General features: G+C 49.4%; 13 protein-coding genes and 1 pseudogene. 7 read left to right on the top strand and 7 right to left on the bottom strand.

What is annotated here, in order from left to right:
• Window positions 1-7: 7 nt before the first annotated feature.
• The 3 genes from Q0R57_RS11590 to ligA all read right to left on the bottom strand — a co-directional run bounded on the left by Q0R57_RS11590 (window position 8) and on the right by ligA (window position 5486).
• On the bottom strand, window positions 8-2716 hold the full coding sequence (locus Q0R57_RS11590) for a valine--tRNA ligase (protein ID WP_294747750.1): 2709 nt from the start codon (window positions 2714-2716) through the stop codon (window positions 8-10).
• Between the two features lie 110 nt (window positions 2717-2826).
• Window positions 2827-3492: a phenylalanine--tRNA ligase beta subunit-related protein gene (locus Q0R57_RS11585; protein ID WP_294747748.1), complete on the bottom strand. Its 666-nt coding sequence runs from the start codon at window positions 3490-3492 to the stop codon at window positions 2827-2829.
• Window positions 3489-5486, bottom strand: coding sequence for an NAD-dependent DNA ligase LigA (gene ligA / locus Q0R57_RS11580; RefSeq protein WP_294747744.1), 1998 nt, complete (start codon window positions 5484-5486; stop codon window positions 3489-3491). The genes Q0R57_RS11585 and ligA overlap by 4 nt, the downstream gene beginning before the upstream one ends.
• A 125-nt stretch (window positions 5487-5611) precedes the next feature.
• Between ligA and Q0R57_RS11575 the strand changes: the two genes are divergently transcribed.
• Complete coding sequence (locus tag Q0R57_RS11575) at window positions 5612-6082, top strand: hypothetical protein (protein ID WP_294747741.1); 471 nt, start codon at window positions 5612-5614, stop codon at window positions 6080-6082.
• 37 nt (window positions 6083-6119) lie between these two features.
• Here the strand turns inward: Q0R57_RS11575 and Q0R57_RS11570 are convergent, their stop codons facing one another.
• From Q0R57_RS11570 to Q0R57_RS11555, 4 genes are all read right to left on the bottom strand, one after another.
• Entirely contained in the window at window positions 6120-8273 is a 2154-nt protein-coding gene (locus tag Q0R57_RS11570) for a peptidylprolyl isomerase (RefSeq protein WP_294747738.1), read from the bottom strand.
• Window positions 8274-8364: 91 nt separating this feature from the next.
• Window positions 8365-9645 (bottom strand): hemolysin family protein, encoded by a 1281-nt coding sequence (locus Q0R57_RS11565; RefSeq protein ID WP_294747735.1) that lies wholly within the window; start codon window positions 9643-9645, stop codon window positions 8365-8367.
• Window positions 9642-10256, bottom strand: coding sequence for an LPS export ABC transporter periplasmic protein LptC (gene lptC / locus Q0R57_RS11560; protein ID WP_294747732.1), 615 nt, complete (start codon window positions 10254-10256; stop codon window positions 9642-9644). Before lptC ends, Q0R57_RS11565 begins: the two co-directional genes overlap by 4 nt.
• 26 nt (window positions 10257-10282) lie before the next feature.
• Window positions 10283-11590 carry a hypothetical protein gene (locus tag Q0R57_RS11555; protein WP_294747730.1) on the bottom strand — a complete coding sequence of 436 codons (1308 nt, stop codon included), beginning with the start codon at window positions 11588-11590 and terminating at the stop codon, window positions 10283-10285.
• Between the two features lie 87 nt (window positions 11591-11677).
• On the opposite strand from Q0R57_RS11555, the gene Q0R57_RS11550 reads away from it, so the two are divergent.
• The 6 genes and pseudogenes from Q0R57_RS11550 (at window position 11678) to Q0R57_RS11525 (ending at window position 20875) form a co-directional block, all read left to right on the top strand.
• Window positions 11678-12847, top strand: coding sequence for a DUF4105 domain-containing protein (locus Q0R57_RS11550; RefSeq protein WP_294747727.1), 1170 nt, complete (start codon window positions 11678-11680; stop codon window positions 12845-12847).
• A complete protein-coding gene (locus tag Q0R57_RS11545) occupies window positions 12837-14417 on the top strand; it encodes an alkaline phosphatase family protein (RefSeq protein ID WP_294747724.1) in 1581 nt (526 codons plus the stop codon). The genes Q0R57_RS11550 and Q0R57_RS11545 overlap by 11 nt, the downstream gene beginning before the upstream one ends.
• A 104-nt stretch (window positions 14418-14521) precedes the next feature.
• Entirely contained in the window at window positions 14522-17893 is a 3372-nt protein-coding gene (secA, locus tag Q0R57_RS11540; RefSeq protein WP_294747722.1) for a preprotein translocase subunit SecA, read from the top strand.
• A 58-nt stretch (window positions 17894-17951) separates the two neighbouring features.
• A complete protein-coding gene (locus Q0R57_RS11535) occupies window positions 17952-18650 on the top strand; it encodes an ABC transporter ATP-binding protein (RefSeq protein ID WP_294747719.1) in 699 nt (232 codons plus the stop codon).
• Between the two features lie 120 nt (window positions 18651-18770).
• Window positions 18771-19052 (top strand): annotated as a pseudogene (locus tag Q0R57_RS11530) (HU family DNA-binding protein); the annotation flags it as partial.
• A gap of 245 nt (window positions 19053-19297) precedes the next feature.
• Complete coding sequence (locus Q0R57_RS11525) at window positions 19298-20875, top strand: Rne/Rng family ribonuclease (protein ID WP_294747716.1); 1578 nt, start codon at window positions 19298-19300, stop codon at window positions 20873-20875.
• Window positions 20876-21907: the final 1032 nt, after the last annotated feature.

Here is a 21907-nt window from a genome sequence, read left to right as displayed (position 1 = left end):
TCACTCTTTACTTTTTAAGGGCGGCAATCGATTCCTTCAAAGATGCAATCTTCTCTTCAGAGTCGGCCAGCTTCTTACGCTCCAAGGCAACAACAGCCTCTGGGGCATTCTGGACGAAACGCTCGTTGGAGAGTTTCTTCTCCACACCAGCCTTGAAACCTTCGAGATGCTTCAGTTGAGCCTCCATCTTCTCAATCTCGGCAGCAACGTCAATCAGATCGCCAAGGGGTACGGCAAACTCATCAGTACCCACCATAAAGGCTGAAGCCGTAGAATCTTTAGCCTCAACAACTTCAATGGCACTGAGGTTACCCATTTTCATGATGACAGCGTTATAAGCCTCGAACTTGTTTTGGCCAACAGCCTGCAGCGTGAGTTGCTCCTTGGGAGCAATGTTTTTCTGACTGCGAACGGTGCGCACACCTGAGACTACCAGCTTCACCTTCTCGATGTCGTTAATCAGTTTCAACTCATCTTCAATGGGTGAATCAAGATCCAAGCTGTCGCGCATGATACTCTCACCAGCCTTGCGCTCGTAGAGAGCCTGCCACAACTCCTCAGTAATAAACGGCATGAAGGGATGCAGCATCTTCAACAGCAACTCAAAGAAGTAAAGCGTATCCTTATAGGTCTGTATGTCAATGGGCTGCTGCTTACCATCCTGATAAGCAGGCTTAATCATCTCGAGATACCACTGTGAGAACTCGTCCCAGAACAGTTTATAAACCGTCATCAAAGCGTCGTTGATACGATACTTCGAGAAGTGATCCTTCAGTTCCTCGTTAGCCTGCTTGATGCGGGCTGCCATCCAGGCAACAGCAAACTTATTAGTCACGGGCATCTCTTCTTCAGCAACCTGCCAACCCTTCACCAGACGGAAGGCATTCCAAATCTTATTGTTGAAGTTACGTCCTTGCTCGCAGAGTGCCTCGTCAAAGAGGATATCATTACCTGCAGGAGCGCTGAGCATCATACCCATACGCACGCCGTCGGCACCAAACTTCTCGATGAGGTCAATAGGGTCAGGAGAGTTACCCAATGATTTTGACATCTTACGACCCAACTTATCACGAACGATACCTGTGAAGTAAACGTTTCTGAAAGGCATATCGCCCATATATTCCTCACCAGCCATAATCATGCGGGCCACCCAGAAGAAAATGATATCAGGACCTGTCACCAAGTCGCTGGTGGGATAGTAATACTTAATCTCCTCGTTGCCAGGATTGTTGATGCCATCGAACAGCGACACAGGCCATAGCCAAGAACTGAACCAAGTATCAAGGGCATCCTCATCCTGACGAAGATCAGAAGCCTGCAGGTTGGCATTGCCACTCTTCTCGCGAGCCAGTTCAAGAGCTTTTTCTGCTGTCTCAGCTACAACGTAATCATCGTTATCGTTGTAGTAATAGGCAGGAATGCGATGTCCCCACCACAGCTGACGACTGATACACCAATCCTGAATATTCTCAAGCCAGTTCTTATAGGTATTCTTATACTTAGCAGGATAGAACTTCAACTCGTCGTTCATCACTGGGGGCAGGGCGATGTCGGCAAAGTGCTGCATTTTGAGGAACCATTGCAGCGAGAGACGGGGTTCGATAGCGGTGTCGGGGTTACGCTCTGAGTATCCAACTTTATTGACGTAATCCTCAATTTTCTCCATCAGGCCAGCATCCTGCAGGTCCTTGGCAATCTGCTTACGGCAGTCCATACGGTCCATACCGACGTAGATGGGCGACTGCTCGCTGATAGTACCATCAGGATTGAAGATATCGATGGTCTCGAGGTTGTGGGTCTTACCCAGCATATAGTCATTGGTATCGTGGGCAGGAGTAACCTTCAAGCAACCAGTACCAAACTCGATATCCACATAGCGGTCCTCAATCACAGGAATAATGCGATTCACCAGGGGCACAATCACCTTGCGACCCTTCAGCCACTGGTTCTTGGGGTCTTTGGGGTTGATACACATAGCGGTATCACCCATGATAGTCTCAGGACGGGTGGTAGCAACTACTGCATAGTAACCTTTTGAATCCTTGTGAATAACGTTGCCCTCGGCCTTCAGAGACTCCTCGTTGTCAAGTGAAGTCAGACCATCCACATAGTATTTCAAGTGGAACAAATGACTCTGCTCCTCTTTGTAAATCACCTCCTCTGTAGAGAGGGCGGTCAGAGCCTTAGGATCCCAGTTCACCATGCGGAGACCGCGATAAATGAGTCCTTTATTATAGAGGTCAACGAAAACCTTGATGACGCTCTCAGAGCGTTTCTCATCCATAGTGAAAGCGGTGCGGTCCCAGTCGCAAGAAGCACCTAAGCGGCGCAACTGCTTCAGGATAATGCCACCATGCTCGTGGGTCCAGTCCCAAGCGTGCTCCAGGAACTGCTCACGCGTCAGGTCACGCTTCTTAATGCCCTGCTCAGCCAGTTTCTTCACGACCTTGGCCTCAGTGGCGATAGATGCATGGTCAGTACCAGGTACCCAGCAGGCATTCTTGCCTTCCATGCGGGCACGACGAACTAAAATATCCTGAATTGTATTGTTCAGCATGTGTCCCATGTGGAGCACGCCCGTCACATTGGGCGGTGGAATAACAATTGTGTAGGGTTCGCGGCCATCGGGCTTAGAACTGAACAATTTGTTGTCCAACCAATACTGATACCATTTACTTTCGACCTCTTTTGGGTCGTACTTACTTGCAATTTCCATACCTATTTAATAATGCTTTCTCTTTACAGCCTGCAAAGGTACGAATTATTTTGGAAAAAAGAAAATCTAAGCACCGCTTTATGAGTTAATCGGTGTTAAACTTTCAACCATTACGGATAAAGCGTAATGGAGCAATCGGTACCTGAAGCAAAGCGTTCCACCAGCTGCTGTATATACTGAGCATTAGCCATAACTCGCTCTCTATCACCATCATAGCCATTGACCAGCACCACCAAATGAGTGGTTTCCATTGTCATCTTTGTACGTTCATTATCACTGGTAGGCGTCCCCACACCACCAATAGCATCACGATACACCGGAAGACCAGCAATATTGAGTGGACCACGTCCGATACCCTCATAAGGCTCACCTTCACGTCCGACACCCAACGTCAGCGTGTCGCCTACAAACTTATCGGCATCGAAGCCACCAATGCTGTAACCATAGGCAATAGAAGCCAGATTCACCAAGTCAACCAGCGTATCTATCTGATACAATTCCTTACCCTGCAGCATCCTGCGAATGAGTTGCTCACTGGCAGGACGATAGCGCGAAGGATCCTTGCCGCAATCCTTATAAACTCGTCGAGTAGCCGCAATACTCGGCATATCTTTCAGCGAGTCGGTCGTCAGCGATGCACGAAACTTCTCCTCCAAGAGATGTATCTCATCCCATAATTCTTGACTATAGGCACTATTCTTCACCCATGCCTCAACGGCAGCTCCCACAAACTCAGGACATACCGATGCTATTTCTTGTGATACAATGATTTTCATTTGATTAAGTCAAGGAATTCATCCTCGTTCATGATTTTTATTCCCAGTTTCTGGGCTTTCTCCAATTTCGATGGACCCATATTATCGCCAGCAAGGATAAACGAGGTCTTACCGCTGATAGAACCCACATTCTTGCCGCCATTCTGTTCGATAATCAACTTATATTCATCACGGCTATGATGGGTAAAGACGCCACTGATAACGATGCTTTGACCAGCAAGCTTATCACTCGTTGCAGCGGTCTGTGATTCAGATAGTTGCATCCGCAGTCCAACCTCACGCAGACGATTGACGATACGCAGGTTTTCCTCGTTATGGAAATAAGCAATAATGCTCTTCGCCATCACCTCGCCAACGCCTTCAACCTCCTGCAAATCCTCGAGGCCGGCAGCCATCAGCGCATCTAAGGATTTAAAATGACGAGCCAGCAATCTGGCAGTCGTTTCGCCCACAAAACGAATACCAAGAGCAAAGACAACTCGCTCGAATGGCACCTCCTTCGATTTCTGAATGCCATTCACTATTCTCTGTGCCGACTTTGTGCGACTGCCATCGCCATTAATCTGCTGAACATCAATAGAATACAGGTCGGCCACATTCTTTACAATACCACGACGATAATACTCATCGACCGTCTCTGGTCCTAAAGAATCAATATTCATAGCCTTGCGGGCAATGAAGTGTTCTATCCTACCTTTTATCTGAGGTGGACAGCCAGCATCGTTAGGACAATACCAGGCAGCCTCACCCTCATAGCGCACCAAAGGCGCACCACACTCTGGACACTTCTTAATGAACTGTACTGGCTGGGCAATGATGGGACGTTCGTCGATGTTCACACCTACTATCTTGGGAATAATCTCACCACCTTTTTCAACATAGACCATATCGCCGATATGAAGGTCGAAACTACGAATGAAATCCTCATTATTCAGGGTGGCCCGCTTCACGGTGGTGCCTGCCAACTGCACAGGTTCCATATTGGCCACAGGCGTCACGGCACCAGTACGACCCACCTGATAAGTCACCTCCAACAGGCGCGTACACTCACGTTCTGCCTTGAATTTATAGGCGATGGCCCAACGGGGACTCTTAGCTGTATATCCTAATGAGCGTTGCTGTCGTAACGAGTTTACTTTCAGTACGATACCATCAGTTGCAACGGGCAGGTTCTTACGTTCTTGATCCCAGTAATTGATGAAATCCATAACCTCCTCAACGCTGTGCGCCTTGCGCATTCCTTCCGATATTTTAAAGCCCCAAGAACGAGCCGCTTCCAAGTTCTCAAAGTGACCATCGGCAGGCAACGACTCACCCAAGAGATAATAGAGGTAAGCATCCAACTGGCGCTGAGCTACCACATGCGAATCAAGACTTTTCAGCGTACCACTGGCAGCATTACGAGGATTGGCAAACAGCGGTTCTTCTGCGGCCTCGCGTTCTTTGTTCAAGCGCTCAAAACTACTCCAAGGCATCAGTATCTCACCGCGAATCTCAAACTCATGAGGATAACCTGTTCCAGGCAAAACCAAAGGGATAGAACGAATGGTCTTGACATTAGTTGTTACATCATCGCCCTGAACACCATCGCCTCGTGTGACCGCTTGCGTCAAAGCACCATCGACATAGGTCAGAGAGATGCTCAAGCCGTCATATTTCATCTCGCAGCACACCTCGAAGTCTTCACCAGCCAAGCCTTTCTTAACACTCTCATACCAATCGCGTACATCCTGTTCGCTATAGGTATTAGCCAGAGAGAGCATGGGATAGCGATGCTTCACCTGACGAAACTCCGACTGAAGATCGCTACCTACGCGCTGAGAAGGCGAATTGGCATCATAAAGCTCAGGATGACGGGCTTCCAGTTCCTGTAGCTCCTTCATCATAAAGTCGAACTCCTGGTCGCCTATCGTGGGCTGGTTCAACACATAATAACGATAATTATGCTCATGCAACTCCTTTCGCAGTTGCTCTATCCTCTGTTTGTCGTCCATTGTCTTTGTTATTAATACGCCTGCAAAATTACAAAAAAAAACGGATAACATCATATTCAATTCTATTTTTTCATGCCATCCATTTGCCTAATTCACTTTTTTTATTTAAGTTTGCAGCCAGAATTATGGACAATCCATTCTGCATACTCTCCATTTTCTGGCATTCACGCAGGCCTAGCCGCACTGAGAACATGCCAGTGGTTCGCAACAGTTTCTGGTTGCGCAAGGGCTATGCGGCACTTACATTCTTCGGCACCGTTATCGCCTCGACCAAAGAGGATGCCAAAGAATTTGAAAACAAAAAGAGTACGCTGAGAAACCACGAGATGATTCACCTGCGCCAAGCACAGTCCACCCACGACTCTTGGCTGCTGTTCTATCTGCTTTATATCTGGTACAGCATCAAGCTACTGCCACAAAACAGGAAGACCAAAAACGCCATCTACTGGCTGAACCCTTTCGAGATGGAGGCTTACGACCATCAGGACGACCTGCATTACCTGGACAACAACGAAGCCACAGAATGGCGACAGTATGCCCGCATGAAGCCCTCAGAAAGACTCGAAATAGCAAAACAAAAACGGATGTATCTTTAAGACACATCCGTTTTTAGTGTATAGTCAATCTTCCCGATTAGAAGAAGATATAACGGTTATCCTTGATTTCCATCTTGTCGCGCAGTTCCTGCATAGCCATGCCAACGGTCTGCTGGATTGACTGCTGACGGAGTGTAGCCTCTGAAGCCTTTGCATCGAACTTCACGCCTTCGCGCAAGCTACGATCGAGCACCTGGAACACATAAGCACCAGCATTACCCTTAACAATGCCCTTGCTGAAAGCACCCTTGTCGGCACCAGCAACAGCACCGCTCAAAGCAACCTCAGGCATAGCGATTGAAGGCACGTAGGTAGGAGTACGGAAAGTGATGTGAGAAACGCTGTCGACACGAGCGCCCTTAGCCTGAGCCTCGGCAATGCTCTTCACGCCAGCAAGCTGCTCAGCAAGCTTAGCGAACTTCTTATCGCGAATCACCTCCTGCTTCAAGGTCTCTGACACAGACTCCTGTGAGGCATAGCCCTTAGGATTAATCTTGCTAAGACCAACTACCAGCAGACGGTCGTTATCGCCACAGCGGTCGTAAACCTTAGAGATATGTCCCTCCTCAGCATCGGTGAACAGCCATTTCAGAGCATCGTGAGAAGAACGGATGTTGGCGATGGTATGACTGGTGTTTGCCACCTTGGTGTCGAGTACCATATAGCCAAATTCAGCGCACTTAGCCTGCAGGCCTTCGATATCCCGGCTCTCGCTAACAAACTGGCTGAACTTGTTGTAAGCATCGTTATAAGTCTCGTTAGAGAAATCGATGACACGCTTCACGATAGCCACATCATACTTCTCAACGCTACCCTTACGGCCAGTAACCTCGACAATCATATTACCCTGAGTCAGCGTGAGGTTCTTCACCTCACCAACAGGCTGGTTGAGCAGAGCACGATAAACTTCCTTATCGTCGGCAGCCATCATATTGGCACCTTCGTAAGACTTAGAAGAAATCCAAGTCTTCTCACCACGCTGGTTGTACTTCTTAGCAATAGAGTCGAAAGGCAGACCACTCTTCAACGACTGCATGATGCTGTCAGCAGTAGCTGCAGCAGCTGCAGGCTGCATGCCGATGAGTGAAATCAGGCGATACTCGATAGAGTCTGCCACATTATCCTTAGAAATAAGCTTCACCACATTGAGGGTGTTATCGCGGCTCTGGAAAGGATCGGTCACCTGACCTACAGCCATCTTTGTGATGCTGTCAGCCAAGTCGGTGGGAAGAGCATCGCGAGAAACAGGAAGACCCAGATAAGAAACCTGCGACTGAGACACACGGATAACCTCGCTGGCAGAGATGCTGTCGCCCTTCAGGTTCTTAGAAGCCTCAGACATGATAGCCATCAGATTATCACGGTCCTGCTTAGAAGGAGTAACCTGAGCAACTACATACTTCACGTCGCGAGTCTCTTCCTTAGTCTTGAAGCGCTCTTTCAGCTCCTCGTACTTGGCCTTCAGGTCAGCATCGCTCACCTCGATGTCATTGTCGTTAATGCTGCTATATGCCAGAGAAGCAACGACAGCCTGGCTCTCAACATTCTGATTGTCGAAAGCGGCTTTTGCAGAAACGCTGTTCGACAGCATACATCCTGCGAGCAGAGTCTGATACTTCACCTCCAGCAGTTTCTTTGCCAGCATCTTCTCAGCACGGGGCCAGCAGCGCTCGAAGAGAGCCAGCTGCTCAGCAGCCTGTGCGTTGGTCTGAGCCTGCTGCTTCAGATACTCACGAGACGCAGCCACCTGACTAGCATCGAAGACACCAGTCTGAGGGTTCACGAAGTCTGAGAGCAGAGGAGTCTGGCTGATAGCGGGATGAGTACCATCCTTCAGCACGTTGACAATTTCCTCTTCAGTAACGGTAATACCGAGAGCCTTAGCTTCTTTCTCGTAGATAGCATTGTTGACATACTCGTCCCAGATATAGTCACGCAGACTATTTACCTGCTCTTCGTTGAGGTTATCACGACCCTGCAGTTTCAGGAACTCCTGATATTCACCAACAAGTGTCTGATAATCCTGATAGTCAACTTTCTCTCCGTCGATCATACCTGCGGTATTGCTATCCATCTGGGCATGACCCTTACAAGTGCTAAAGCCATCTTGTGCAATAAAGCCTACGAGACCCAAGCCCAATATTGCGACAAGGCCTGGTCCCCAGCTTCTGATTTTTCCAATTGCTGCCATTTTAATTTTTGTTTTTTATGTTCTTGTTTTTTGATTATTCTAAATTACAGCCCGCAAAGTTACAAAGAATTATTGAATTAACGGCAAATTTTTACGAAAAATTGGTATTTTCATTGACTTTTAGTCTTACCAATTCGATTTTCGTTGCTGTATTCTTGAGTATTTTAAACTCCCAATTCCCTATTTTCACGACCTCGTTGAGTTTTGGGAAACTCTGATATTCGTGGAGTATGAGTCCACCGATAGTCATGTATTCATCGCTTTCAGGCAACTCTAAATCAAACAGTTCGTTGACTTTCTCTATCTCCAGACGAGCCGACAACAGGTATTCGCCGCTGTCGAGACGCTTTGCCACATAATTCGTGGAATCATGTTCATCTTCGATATCGCCGAATATCTCTTCCACGATATCCTCCAGAGCAATCAATCCGCTGGTGCCGCCAAACTCATCGACAACCACTCCCAGCGACTTTTTCTGCGACAGGAAGGTCTGCATCATCTTGCTGGCAGCCATCGTCTCGGGCACAAACGTCATGGTCTGCAGATGCTTCGTCCAGTCTTTGGGATTACGGAACATCTCCGACGAATGAATATACCCTACGATATGGTCGATATCCTCATGGTAAACCACGATTTTGGAATGTCCACTCTCTATGAATTTCTGTTTCAGTTGCTCTATATCGCAGGTATCCTCAACGGCATCAATCTCCGTACGGGGCACCATACAGTCGCGCACCTTGGTATCTGAGAAATCTAAAGCGTTCTGAAAGATGCGCACTTCCTCCTCAATATCGTCTTCACTCTTGGCATTATCGATACTGGTCTGCACCAGAAAGTCCAAGTCCACCTTTGTAAACTCCTTGTCTTCCACCACCTTATCCATCTTCACACCCACCAGTCTCAACAGTCCTTTTGACAACAGTGCAGCAAAACGGGAGATAGGATACAGCAGCACATAACAGAGGAATGCCGGAATGGCAAAGAATGTCAACATGCTGTTGGCATTACTCTTGAAGATGGTCTTTGGAAGAAACTCGCCAGTAAACAATACCACCAGCGTTGACAGCAGCGTGTCGAGTGTTACTCGCGTGGCGGCATTGTCAATCAGTCCATCGAAAACATAATTATCGAAAATCTGCGCAAATAGAATACCATAGATAACCAACGCAATATTATTGCCCACCAACATCGTAGAAACGAAGTTGTTAGGATGTCGATAGAACAAGGCAATGGCGCGCTGTGACAGTCCATTCTTCTCACGCGACATCTCAGCCAGCATCCTATTGCTTGACACAAAGGCTATTTCCATGCCTGAGAAGAAGGCAGAGAACAACATGGAGATGGCGAGTCCTATGAGCAATGTAGTCATCATGGTGCAGTTTGTGTGGTGTCTGGTTCAGCGTCTATGTCGTTAGCCAGGAACGAGCCCTGAGAGTTACTCACCATATAGTGGTCCATCTTCTCATCGCTTCTAAAATACGTGCCTTCAATGGTACGTTCCGGCGTCACCACCTTCGAGTAACAGTTAGAATAGAACTCATGCTTGATGCCGTCCCAATACAGTTCCTCGCTGGTATATATCAATCCATTGATATTGCGCAGATTAACTCTTCCTCTCAATTTCCACAGGCGTTGCTGGTCAAAGTACCATGCTGTATCGGCCTGGATATAGCCTTGCACATGAAACTGCTCATCAAATTGCTCGAAGAAGATGCCTTTCATAAACTCCCATCGCGACGGCTGTCGCACGGTATTGACATCCCATTGTTCTGTAACGATACGGTACTTGATAACGCCCGAGTCGCTAATCAACGTATTGACGCCATACGACGTCATCATCGAAACAGAATCCTCTGGATTAATGGCAGGTGCGGTATGCTCCTTAGCTTCTGTACAGGCAAATAGTAGCAGGAAGGCAAAAAAGGTAAAGGGTAAAAGCCATCTTGCCTTTACCGCCACCTTTCTACACCTATAGCGCATCATCACTTTTTTACTTTTTTACCTTTAAATTACTCCACCTTCCACTTGGCGAACCAACGCTCGTTGAAAGTCAATCCAACGTTGATACGGAATGTGTTCTCAGTAATTAAGTCCTTGGCTGATGTATGTGCCCACTGAGCACTGATATTCAGAAGAGGACGCATGTGTCCGCGAGAGTTCCAGGTCACCCTCTGCAGAGGAATACCAAAACCGGCACTGACACTCAGCTCCTTAGGACCTTCCTTTCCATTTATATAATAATAAGGTGTAGCATAGCCTGCTCCGAAACGATAGTGAACACGTCCCAACATGTGCTGACCAGAAGGACTTGGCACATAATCGAGACCAACATTCACCTTATATCTGTCTTTCAGCAAACCACTACGCAGGGCATAGGTCATATCGCCGTTGGCCGTTTTATAATAGTCAGGGAAATCCAGTTTACCCCACTGTTCCAAAGTAAAGTCGGCTCCCACAAACAACTTATCGCCACGCGACCATGAAGCACCAAAACCATAGCTCATAGGCAGCTTCAATCCATTGTCAACCACAAATCTGGTGGTATCACTTGTAGCTGCCTGGGTATTGATATTCACGATATCACAGGTGGGATTGGAGTTAAGATCATGTCCCAGCCCCACAGTAGCACCCAACGTCAGCACATCAGTAGCGTTCAAGGGTTTCGCCCACTGTGCACCCAGCTTGATATAATAGCTGTTGACATTGCAGGTATAGTCTTTCGACAACGTATTAACATAGGAGCTCGAACTGGTAGATACCGAACGTTCGTAGGTTCCCCAGACGTATGACACGTTAGCACCTACCGACAGATTCTTGACAGCCTCCCAGCCCAGACCAATAAAAGCCTGATGCAGACCGCCCGAGCCGCTATAGGTCTCTGAAACGGTACCATAAGTATCACTCAGATAAGTTTTCGAGGAATAGCTATATCCAATATTCGACAACGGAAGAACGCCAAAACTTGCGCCAACCTTTGGCAACAGGCGGAAACTACCCACCAGATATTCAAAGTTAGCATTCTTGGCATTGATTTTGGTGTTACCTTCCTTGAAATTCGTAATTTGTCCTGACAGGCCCACGTCGAAGATCATCGTCAGCGAGTCAATGGAAGAATACGATGCAGGGTTGAGCGTGTTAACCGCATTACCCTTACGATAGGCAAGACCCACGCCATTCATACCACGACTGAATCCTTGCGACTGGTCCGACAACACACCTATACCATATTGGCTGTAAGGTGAGTTCGTGCCACTCTGAGCATAGCCTGAAAAGGCAAGAACAACTGCAAAAGCAGTGCATATAATTTGTTTGTTCATATTCAATTTTTCTATCAGGGTGCAAAATTATTAAAAAAAATCGAACTAAACGCACCGAAAGTGGAAAATATAGATTAATTTTGCATCGTGAAACAATTCGAAAACATTTTTAGGACTATTTTTGTTGCTTTAATTTGTTTTTTCACCAGCAACAACATCTCTGCTCAGGAGGACCTGAGCCCCCTTGACAGCGTTGAGATAGGACTCATCACTTGCTCACCGCACAACGAGATATACAGTCTCTATGGACATACCGCCCTGCGCCTTCACGATTTGCGAAATGGCGTAGACTGCGTGTTCAACTATGGTGTATTCAATTACGCTGCGCCCCATTTTGCCTCACGCTTTGTTTTCGGACTGACAGACTATGAGTTAGGCATAGCACCCACAGCGCCCTTCTGCAAATACTATCAAGACTGGGGCTGTCAGGTTACAGAGCATGTGCTGAACCTCACTAATCAGGAGAAAGTCAATATCTATAACGCTCTGCGTATCAATTACTTACCAGAGAACCGCATCTACCGCTATAATTTCTTCTACGACAACTGTTCCACACGTCCACGAGACATTATCGAGCGAAACGTGAGTGGAAAGATTATATACACGCCAAGGGAAGACTACACCCCCACCTATCGCCAGATGCTGCACGAGCACCTGACAGACTATCGTTGGACGGCCTGTGGCATCGACCTGCTGCTGGGCGTGAAGTCCGACCTCAAGACAACGATGCGCGAACAGGAGTTTCTGCCCGAGAACCTTCGCTACGACTTCGACCACGCTTTCATTGAGCACGATGGTCGCAAGGAGCCGTTAGTGAAAGAGCGCCGCGAGCTGGTGGCACCAGGTGTACAGGTCACAGATCCCAGTCTGCCCCTCACTCCCACGCATTGCGGCATCATCCTGCTGGTCATCTCTTTGATAGTCCTTGCCTACGAATACACCAAGAAAAAGACGTTGAAGTGGTTCGACATCATGTGGATGACAGCCACCGGCATCGTAGGCATCGTGTTGTTCCTGATGATTTTCTCAGAACATCCCACCACCAGCCTCAACCTGCAGATTCTTATATTCAACCCGATGTCGCTGTTCTATATCTGGCCTGTATGGAAAGGTCGCAAAACCGTATGGTTCACCCACAGCATGGTGCTCACGATGGCCTTCTTCCTGGGCAGCTACTGGCAGGACTACGCTGAGGGTATGGAATTTGTGGCATTATGTTTGCTGCTAAGATATTGGAGACATCACAATGACAAATAGGTACATCTACATCACATTGCTGGCCGTTCTGGGATTTCACGCAGAAGTGGTAGCAGAAGAGGCTCAGCCCAACGGAGCCCCGAGACTGGTAGTCAGTATAACCATCGACCAGTTGCGAAGCGACTATTTGGAAGCTTTCACGCCTCTGTATTCAAACAATGGCTTCCTGCGCCTGCTGAAAGACGGCAAGGTCTATACGAATGTCTCCTACCCTTTCACCCCAATCGACAGAGCATCGGCAACGGCAGCCATCACCACTGGCGTTACACCTTATTATAATAATATATCAGGTTTGCACTGGCTGAACCGTGAGACGCTGCGCCCCATCGGATGTGTTGACGACCCCAAGCATACAGGTATCAACACCGCTGAGACAGCCTCGCCCGACAAGATGATCACATCGACTATCGGCGACGAACTCAAGGTGGCCACGGGCGGCAAGGCAGTTGTCTATGCCATCGCCCCCTTCCGCGAGTCGGCAGTGCTCTCAGCAGGCCACGCTGCCAACGGTGCCCTGTGGATTGACGATGTGCAGGGCAACTGGTGCTCTTCGCGCTATTACTACACCGCCCTGCCCACGTGGGCCCAGGCTTTCAACAGAATCGTGTCGCCTGGTCAGAAGGCCGACGCTACAGAATGGACGCCCTTCTCGCTGCTGGCCAGCAACTTCAGCTATTTCATGCAGACTGGCGAGCAGAAGCCTTTCAAGCATCAGTTTGAAGGTGTGGGACGCTTCCGTCAATACAAGACCAGCGCCCTTGTCAATGGCGATGTAACGGATATGGCCCTGCAATGTGTAACGAGCACCGGCATGGGCAACGACAAGATTACGGACATGCTCTGCATCACCTATTATGCCGGCACCTACGACCATCAGGCCGTGACAGATTGTCAGTTGGAGATGCAGGACACCTATATCCGTCTTGACAACGAGCTGGGACGCCTTATCGACACCCTCGAGGAGAAACTGGGCCACGATAATGTGCTCTTCGTGCTGACCAGCACAGGCTACAGCAACGAGGAGATGGCTGACTATCAGGCATATAAGATACCATCGGGCACGTTCTACATGAACCGTTCCATCAACCTGATGAACATGTATCTGGGAGCCACCTGGGGTCAGGGCAACTATGTAGAAACGGTTTACAAGAACCAGATATTCCTGAACCGTAAATTACTGGAAGCCAAGAGAATCAGCATGACCGAAGCCTTAAGCCGCAGTCAGGAGTTCCTGGCTATGATGTCGGGCGTGAGAAATGTCTATACCTCGCTGCAGCTGCTGACCAGTCAGAACGAACTGATACAGAAGGTGCGCAACGGATTCAGTCCCGACAACTGTGGCGACATCTTCATTGAGACGGCACCCGGATGGCGCATCCTCCACGAAGACACACAGGAGAGCGAGCTCTCAAGGGCAGCATTCGTACAATTCCCCATTATATTCTTTGGCGCAGGCATCTTGTCAGAGCAGGTTCAACTGCCCGTCACCATCGACCAGATTGCGCCAACCATAGCCAAATGCATCCGCATCAGGGCGCCTAATGCGTGCTCTTCGAAGCCATTATTCTGACATCTTTGACAAATAATGGATATTTTTTGCTATTTATTGGCAAAAAATGACTAACTTTGCACCCCAAATTATCATTTTGAAATCAGTAACTCATTAATAATAAGATGAATTTCAATAGTATTCTGAAGGCGCTGTTTGGCGACAAGTCGTCGCGAGACATGAAGAAAATTCAGCCTTTCGTAGAAAAAGTATTGGCAGTTTCGCCTCAAATAGAAGTGCTCGACAACGATGCCCTGCGTGCCCGTACGCAGGAGATTCGCCAGCAGGTGCAGGCTGCCGCCAAAACCCAAAAAGAAGAGATAGAGAAACTGAAAGCCACCATCGAGGACACCCCGCTGGACGAGCGTGCCGACATCTTCGCCAAGATTGACAAGAAGGAGAAGGAAGCACTCGACGAATACGAGAAGGCCCTCGACGAGGTGATGCCCGAGGTATATGCCATCGTGAAGGAAACGGCTCGCCGCTTTGCCCAGAACGAGGAGACCATCGTTACTGCCAACGACTTCGACCGCGAGCTGGCAGGCGACCCCCGCAAGGACTTTATCACTATCGAAGGCGACAAGGCCTACTACCACAACCACTGGACGGCAGGCGGCAACGACCTGAAGTGGGAGATGATTCACTACGACGTGCAGCTCTTTGGTGGTGTGGTTCTGCATCAGGGTAAGATTGCCGAGATGGCCACAGGTGAAGGTAAGACCCTTGTGGCTACCCTCCCCGTGTTCCTGAATGCGCTCACTGGCAATGGTGTTCACGTAGTGACTGTGAACGACTATCTGGCCAAGCGTGACTCTGAGTGGATGGGACCGCTTTATATGTTCCACGGTCTGAGCGTCGACTGTATCGATAAGCATCAGCCCAACTCCCCAGCCCGTCGTCAGGCTTATCAGGCCGACATCACCTTCGGTACCAACAACGAGTTTGGTTTCGACTATCTGCGCGACAATATGGCCATCTCGCCAGCCGACCTGGTGCAGCGTGCCCATAACTACGCCATCGTCGACGAGGTCGACTCTGTGCTGATCGACGATGCCCGTACACCTCTTATTATTAGTGGCCCCGTGCCCAAGGGCGAGGTTCAGATGTTCGAAGAGTATCAGCCTCTCGTTGAGAAGCTCTTCGGCGTGCAGAAGCAGCTGGCCACCCAGTTCCTGGCCGACGCCAAGCAGAAGATTACCGAGGGTCAGGCCACCAACAACAAGGAAATGATTGAAGAGGGCTTCCTCTCTCTGTTCCGCTCTCACAAGTCGCTACCTAAGAACAAGCCCCTCATCAAGTACCTCTCTGAGGAAGGTATCAAGGCAGGCATGCTGAAGACTGAGGAGAAATATATGGAAAACAACAACCGCAAGATGCCCGAGGCCGTAGAGCCCCTGTATTTCGTGGTTGACGAGAAACTGAACTCCTGCGACCTCACCGATAAGGGTACAGCGTGGCTGGCCAAGCAGGTCAACGACTCTGAGCTCTTCGTGCTGCCCGACATCGCAGGACAGCTGTCGGCTCTCGAAGCCGAGACCGGTCTCTCTGACGAGGAGCGCCTGAACAAGAAGGACGAGCTGATGAGCCACTATGCCGTGCAGAGCGAGCGTGTGCACACCCTGCAGCAGTTGCTCAAGGCCTACACCATGTTTAATAAGGACGACGAGTATGTGGTCATCGATGGCGAGGTAAAGATTGTTGACGAGCAGACGGGCCGTATCATGGAGGGTCGTCGCTGGAGCGACGGTCTGCACCAGGCAGTCGAGGCCAAGGAGCACGTGAAGGTGGAGGCTGCCACACAGACCTTTGCCACCATCACCCTGCAGAACTACTTCCGCATGTACCACAAGCTGGCAGGTATGACAGGTACCGCTTCTACCGAGGCTGGTGAGTTCTGGGATATCTACAAGCTCGACGTGGTGGAGATTCCCACCAACAAGCCCGTGGCCCGCAACGATATGGACGACCGTGTCTATAAGACCGCCCGCGAAAAGTATCGTGCCGTCATCGAGGAGGTAGTAAAGATGCGTAAGGCAGGCCGCCCCACCCTGATTGGTACTACCAGCGTTGAGATTTCAGAGCTCTTGAGCCGCATGCTCGATATGTATGTTGACCCCGAGACAGGCAAGCGCGAGGGGATCCCCCACCAGGTACTGAACGCCAAGTTGCACCAGAAGGAGGCCGACATCGTGGCACTGGCTGGCCAGCAGGACTCACAGGGTCGTGGTGCCGTCACCATCGCCACCAACATGGCAGGTCGTGGTACCGATATTAAGCTTTCACCCGAAGTGAAGGCCGCCGGCGGTCTGGCCATCATTGGTACAGAGCGCCATGAGAGCCGCCGTGTGGACCGCCAGCTGCGTGGTCGTGCCGGACGTCAGGGCGACCCGGGCTCTTCTGTGTTCTACGTCTCTCTCGAAGACAAGCTCATGCGTCTGTTCGCCTCAGAGCGTATCGCCTCTGTCATGGACCGCTTAGGCTTCAAGGAGGGCGAGATGATTGAGAGCCCCATGATTTCAAAGAGCATCGAGCGCGCCCAGAAGAAGGTCGAGGAAAACAACTTCGGCATTCGTAAGCGCCTGTTGGAATACGACGATGTGATGAACAAGCAGCGTACCGTCATCTACGAGAAGCGCCGCCACGCCCTGATGGGTGAGCGCATCGGCATGGATATCGCCAACACCATCTGGGACCGCGTCAGCACTATCATCGAGCGCAACGACTACGAAGGCTGCAAGGAGGAGTTCCTGCACCTCTTCGCTATGGAGGCACCCTTCACCGAACAGGAGTTCGTCAACGAGAAGCCCGACGAGCTGGCCGAGAAGTCGTTCCAGGCTGCCCTGGCCAACTTCAACCGCAAGACCGACCATATCCGCGAGGTGGCATGGCCTGTCATCAAGCGCGTATATGAGGAGCAGGGACAGATGTACGAGCGCATCATGGTGCCCATCACCGACGGACGCCGCGTCTATAACATTGCCTGCAACCTGAAGGAGGCCTACGACACCGAGTGCAAGGCCGTGGTGAAGGAGTTTGAGAAGCAGATGCTGCTCCACATCATCGACGAGTCGTGGAAAGAGAACCTCCGCGAACTCGACGAGCTGCGCCACTCTGTGCAGAACGCCAGCTACGAGCAGAAAGACCCGTTGCTCATCTTCAAGCTTGAGAGCGCCAAGGTGTGGGACAACATGATCAACGAGATGAACAACCGCACCATGTCTGTGCTGAACCGCGGACAGATTCCCGAGATGCAGCAAGAGGTGCGCGAGGCTGCTCCCGAGGAGCACACCAACCGCCAGCAGTACACCGAGAACAAGCAGAGCGTGCAGGAAGAGCAGCTCGTTGACAGAGGCCAGCAGGCTGCCGCCCAGCGCGACACCCGCGCCCAGCAGAACCGCACGCCTATCGTCCGCGACAAGATGCCAGGCCGCAACGACCCCTGCCCCTGCGGCAGCGGCAAGAAGTTCAAGAACTGCCACGGACGGGGCTTAGTGTAAATAATTGTCGAAATATCGTAATATCGTAATAACGTTATAACGTCATAACGAAATAACAATGATCAAGATAGAAAACCTTAAGAAGCAGTTCGGCCAGACCGTGGCTTGCGACATCCCCTCGTTCACCATCAACGATGGCGACATGCTGGGACTCGTGGGCAACAACGGAGCCGGCAAGACCACCCTGTTCCGCATGATGCTCGACCTGCTGCAGCCAGACGCTGGCACCGTAGAAATCAATGGCATCAACCCCGCCCAGTCGGAAGACTGGAAATACATGACTGGCGCCTATGTCGACGAGGGCTTCCTCATCGACTACCTCACGCCCGAAGAGTATTTCTCGTTCATCGGAAAAATCAGCGGCACGTCACAGAAGGAAATAGAAAACCGCATGCAGCAGTACGAGCACCTGGCTGGCGGCGAGGTCTTCGGACAGAAAAAGCTCATCCGCAACCTCTCGGCAGGCAACAAGCAGAAGGTGGGCATCATCTCCGCACTCATCCGCGAACCCAAGTTGGTCATTCTCGACGAGCCCTTCAACTTCCTCGACCCCACCAGTCAGAACGTGCTGAAGCGCACCCTTAAGGAATACTCCGAGCGCACGCATGCCACCATACTTATTAGTAGTCACAACCTGCAGCACACCGTCGACATCTCGTCGCGCATCGCGTTGCTTGAAAAAGGTGTCATCATTCGCGACCTTTATACCGCCGATTCCGACGTCGAAAAGGAACTAACCGAGTATTTTAGTGAATAATAAACACCAATTTTGAATGTTTTTTCTAAAAAACAGCAAAAAAATTTTCATATCTGACTGAAAATGAGTATCTTTGCAGTCCGAAATTAAGAACATCAATTAAAACAACAAAGAAAGACCAATATGACCAAGGCAGAAATAGTAAAGACAATTGCCATGCAAACAGGCGTTAATGCCAAAGAAGTTTCAGTAGTTGTGGAGTCATTCATGGAGGAAATCCGCACGAGTCTTGCCAACAACAAGGAGAACGTTTATCTCCGCGGTTTCGGTAGCTTCATCGTCAAGCACCGCGCCCAGAAGACGGCTCGTAACATCTCCAAGAACACTACCCTCGTCATCGAGGCTCACGACCTTCCCGCATTCAAGCCCTGCAAGAGTTTCATCGACCGCATGGACAAGTAATAAGAAGGAACAACAAGAATTTAGTATCAAATAAACATTTTTAAAACTATGCCAAACGGAAAAAAGAAGAAGGGTCACAAGATGGCCACACACAAGCGTAAGAAGAGACTGCGCAAGAATCGTCATAAGAGCAAGTAATCGTTACTGACGAAAGAAAAAGATGGAAGGAGTGTACCAAACAACATTTTGCGTTTGGTGCACCCTTTTAGTTAAAGCAAATCAAGACAAATAATCCCAACAAGAGAATGACAAGCGAAGTAATTATCGATGTCCAGCCAAAAGAGATATCTATCGCGCTCCTCGAAGACAAGAGCCTGGTAGAATATCAGAACGAGCCCCGCGAGGCCTCGTTTGCCGTTGGCAACATCTATGTGGGCAAGGTGCGCAAGCTCATGCCCGGACTCAACGCTTGCTTCGTCGATGTTGGCTCGGAGAAAGATGCGTTTCTGCATTATCTTGATTTAGGGCTTCAATTCAGCTCATACGAGAAATACCTCAAGCAGGTAGTAAGCGATCGCAAGAAACTCTATCCCATCCAGAAAGCCACCAGCCAACCTGTGCTTCCCAAAGACGGAAGTATTCAGAACGTACTCAAGGTTGGACAGGAAATCATGGTCCAGGTCGTCAAGGAACCCATCAACACCAAGGGTCCCCGCCTCACGTGCGAACTCAGCTTCGCAGGCCGCTTCATGGTGCTCATACCCTTTGGCGAAAAAGTTTCAGTATCCAGCAAGATTAAGCGAGGCGAGGAGCGCAGCAGGCTCAAGCAGCTTGTACAAAGCATGAAACCGAAAAACTTCGGAGTCATCGTACGCACCGTGGCCGAAGGCAAGAAAGCCGCCGAACTCGACACTGAGCTCAAGGTGCTGCTCAAACGATGGGAAGACGCCATCAGCAAGGTACAGAAGACCACCGAGCGTCCCAAGCTCATCTTCGAAGAACAGACACGCGCCGTAGCCCTCCTTCGCGACCTATTCAATCCCACTTACGACGGCATCCACGTCAACGATGCCGAAATCTACGACCAGATTCGCAACTACGTCACACTCATTGCCCCCGACAAGGCCGACATTGTCAAGCTGTACAAAGGCACCGTGCCCATCTTCGACAATTTCGACGTCACCAAGCAAATCAAGTCAGGTTTCGGACGCACCGTCAACTACAAACGAGGAGCCTACCTCATCATCGAGCACACAGAGGCCATGCACGTGGTCGACGTCAACAGCGGGACACGCATCAAGAAAGAAAACGGACAGGAAGCCAACGCCCTCGAGACCAACCTCGGCGCTGCCGACGAACTGGCACGCCAGCTGCGTCTCCGCGATATGGGCGGCATCATCGTCGTCGACTTCATCGACATGAACCTGGCAGAGGATCGCCAGCTACTCTACGAACGAATGTGCGAGAACATGAAGAAAGACCGTGCTCGCCACAACATTTTGCCACTATCCAAATTCGGACTCATGCAAATCACCCGTCAGCGCGTACGCCCTGCCATGGACGTCGCCGTCGAGGAAAGCTGTCCCACTTGTCACGGTACGGGCAAAATCAAAGCCAGCATCCTGTTCACCGACCAGTTAGAGAGCAAGATTGACCGCCTTGTCAACAAGATTGGCATCAAGCGCTTCACACTCCACGTCCACCCCTATGTCGCTGCCTACATCAACCAAGGCGTCATCTCACTCAAGCGCCGCTGGCAGCTGAAATACGGGCTGGGCATCCGAGTCGTTCCAAGCCAGAAACTGGCATTCCTGCAGTACGAGTTCTACGACTCCAACCGACAATTCATCGATATGCAGGAAGAAAACGAAGTAAGCAAGTAACAACAAGAGGGTGCGTCATCATTTTGATGCACCCTCTTTTCTTGTTCCTTTTCAATTTTCCGCTCGGCTTCGCCGCTTAGAATGTACAAGAATTTTCACCTTTCACTTTGACCTTCGGTCTAGTCTGCTCACGCAACCTTCACCTTTCAGCTTTCACCTTTCCCCTTTCAACTTTTGTAAAAAAAAATGGTAGAAATAGAAACGGCAGCTAATCCAAGAGACAGCAATAGAAAGGCATCTACCAGAGTATGGTTCAACATCGGAAGAAGACCACTGCACGCAAAACATGCAATTGTGGACACAATCGCAATTATCCTCCAAATCTTTACAGACAGGAGTGAATCCTTATGAAGCCCATATAGTGTGATGACAGCCAAAAGAGTTATGATAGAGAATCGGATAGCCAGTTTGCGGCCATCTCTATCCAAATCCCCATCGCTACTCAGAGACAGCATCATTAAAGTGAATCCCACTTCAACAACCAAGGCAGCAAGCACAACCCACCATCTGTTAAGATACCATTTGCTCATAATTGTTTAGTTTTTAGTTCGTAAAATAATGTATCATATCTCGTTTCAGGTTGACTGCAAAAATAATATTTAATTCTTTAACAACAAAAAGATTTCGTATTTTTCTATCAAAAAAGGCACAGGATTGCTCCCGTGCCCGATTGTCAGATGATTTCACCAATCTTATTGCCTAATACAATAATCTCTCACTTTCTCAATTATGACAGGAAGGTTTTCAACAGGAAAGCTCGACGAAGTCAGGTCTTTTACAGGTACAAGTATAATATTATATTACTTATTATATATTATATATAATATATAATAAGTAAAAATTCTGCTAAATAAAATCGAGAAATGCTCTTGTCATAATTGAGAAAGTGAGAAAGTTGGACAAAGGTAAAGGGTGAAGGGAGGATAGACTCAAATACTCCCCCACTTCGCGCCACAAGAAACGGAAGGCACCGACTCAAATGAAATGAACCCCGAAAGTTAGACAAAAAACTTTCGGGGTTCATTATGTTAG

Source organism: uncultured Prevotella sp. (assembly GCF_946407605.1).
Taxonomy (GTDB): Bacteria; Bacteroidota; Bacteroidia; order Bacteroidales; family Bacteroidaceae; genus Prevotella.
The sequence above is the reverse complement of the archived record's forward strand: the minus strand, read 5'-3'. Positions and strand labels throughout refer to the sequence as shown.

What these genes read in the sequence shown, in the direction of transcription:
- ligA (WP_294747744.1), bottom strand. Translation starts at nt 5,486, where the DNA reads ATGGACGACAAACAGAGGATAGAGCAACTGCGAAAGGAGTTGCATGAG.
- Q0R57_RS11575 (WP_294747741.1), top strand. Translation starts at nt 5,612, where the DNA reads ATGGACAATCCATTCTGCATACTCTCCATTTTCTGGCATTCACGCAGG.
- Q0R57_RS11585 (WP_294747748.1), bottom strand. Translation starts at nt 3,492, where the DNA reads ATGAAAATCATTGTATCACAAGAAATAGCATCGGTATGTCCTGAGTTT.
- Q0R57_RS11570 (WP_294747738.1), bottom strand. Translation starts at nt 8,273, where the DNA reads ATGGCAGCAATTGGAAAAATCAGAAGCTGGGGACCAGGCCTTGTCGCA.
- secA (WP_294747722.1), top strand. Translation starts at nt 14,522, where the DNA reads ATGAATTTCAATAGTATTCTGAAGGCGCTGTTTGGCGACAAGTCGTCG.
- Q0R57_RS11545 (WP_294747724.1), top strand. Translation starts at nt 12,837, where the DNA reads ATGACAAATAGGTACATCTACATCACATTGCTGGCCGTTCTGGGATTT.
- lptC (WP_294747732.1), bottom strand. Translation starts at nt 10,256, where the DNA reads ATGATGCGCTATAGGTGTAGAAAGGTGGCGGTAAAGGCAAGATGGCTT.
- Q0R57_RS11525 (WP_294747716.1), top strand. Translation starts at nt 19,298, where the DNA reads ATGACAAGCGAAGTAATTATCGATGTCCAGCCAAAAGAGATATCTATC.
- Q0R57_RS11590 (WP_294747750.1), bottom strand. Translation starts at nt 2,716, where the DNA reads ATGGAAATTGCAAGTAAGTACGACCCAAAAGAGGTCGAAAGTAAATGG.
- Q0R57_RS11565 (WP_294747735.1), bottom strand. Translation starts at nt 9,645, where the DNA reads ATGATGACTACATTGCTCATAGGACTCGCCATCTCCATGTTGTTCTCT.
- Q0R57_RS11535 (WP_294747719.1), top strand. Translation starts at nt 17,952, where the DNA reads ATGATCAAGATAGAAAACCTTAAGAAGCAGTTCGGCCAGACCGTGGCT.
- Q0R57_RS11555 (WP_294747730.1), bottom strand. Translation starts at nt 11,590, where the DNA reads ATGAACAAACAAATTATATGCACTGCTTTTGCAGTTGTTCTTGCCTTT.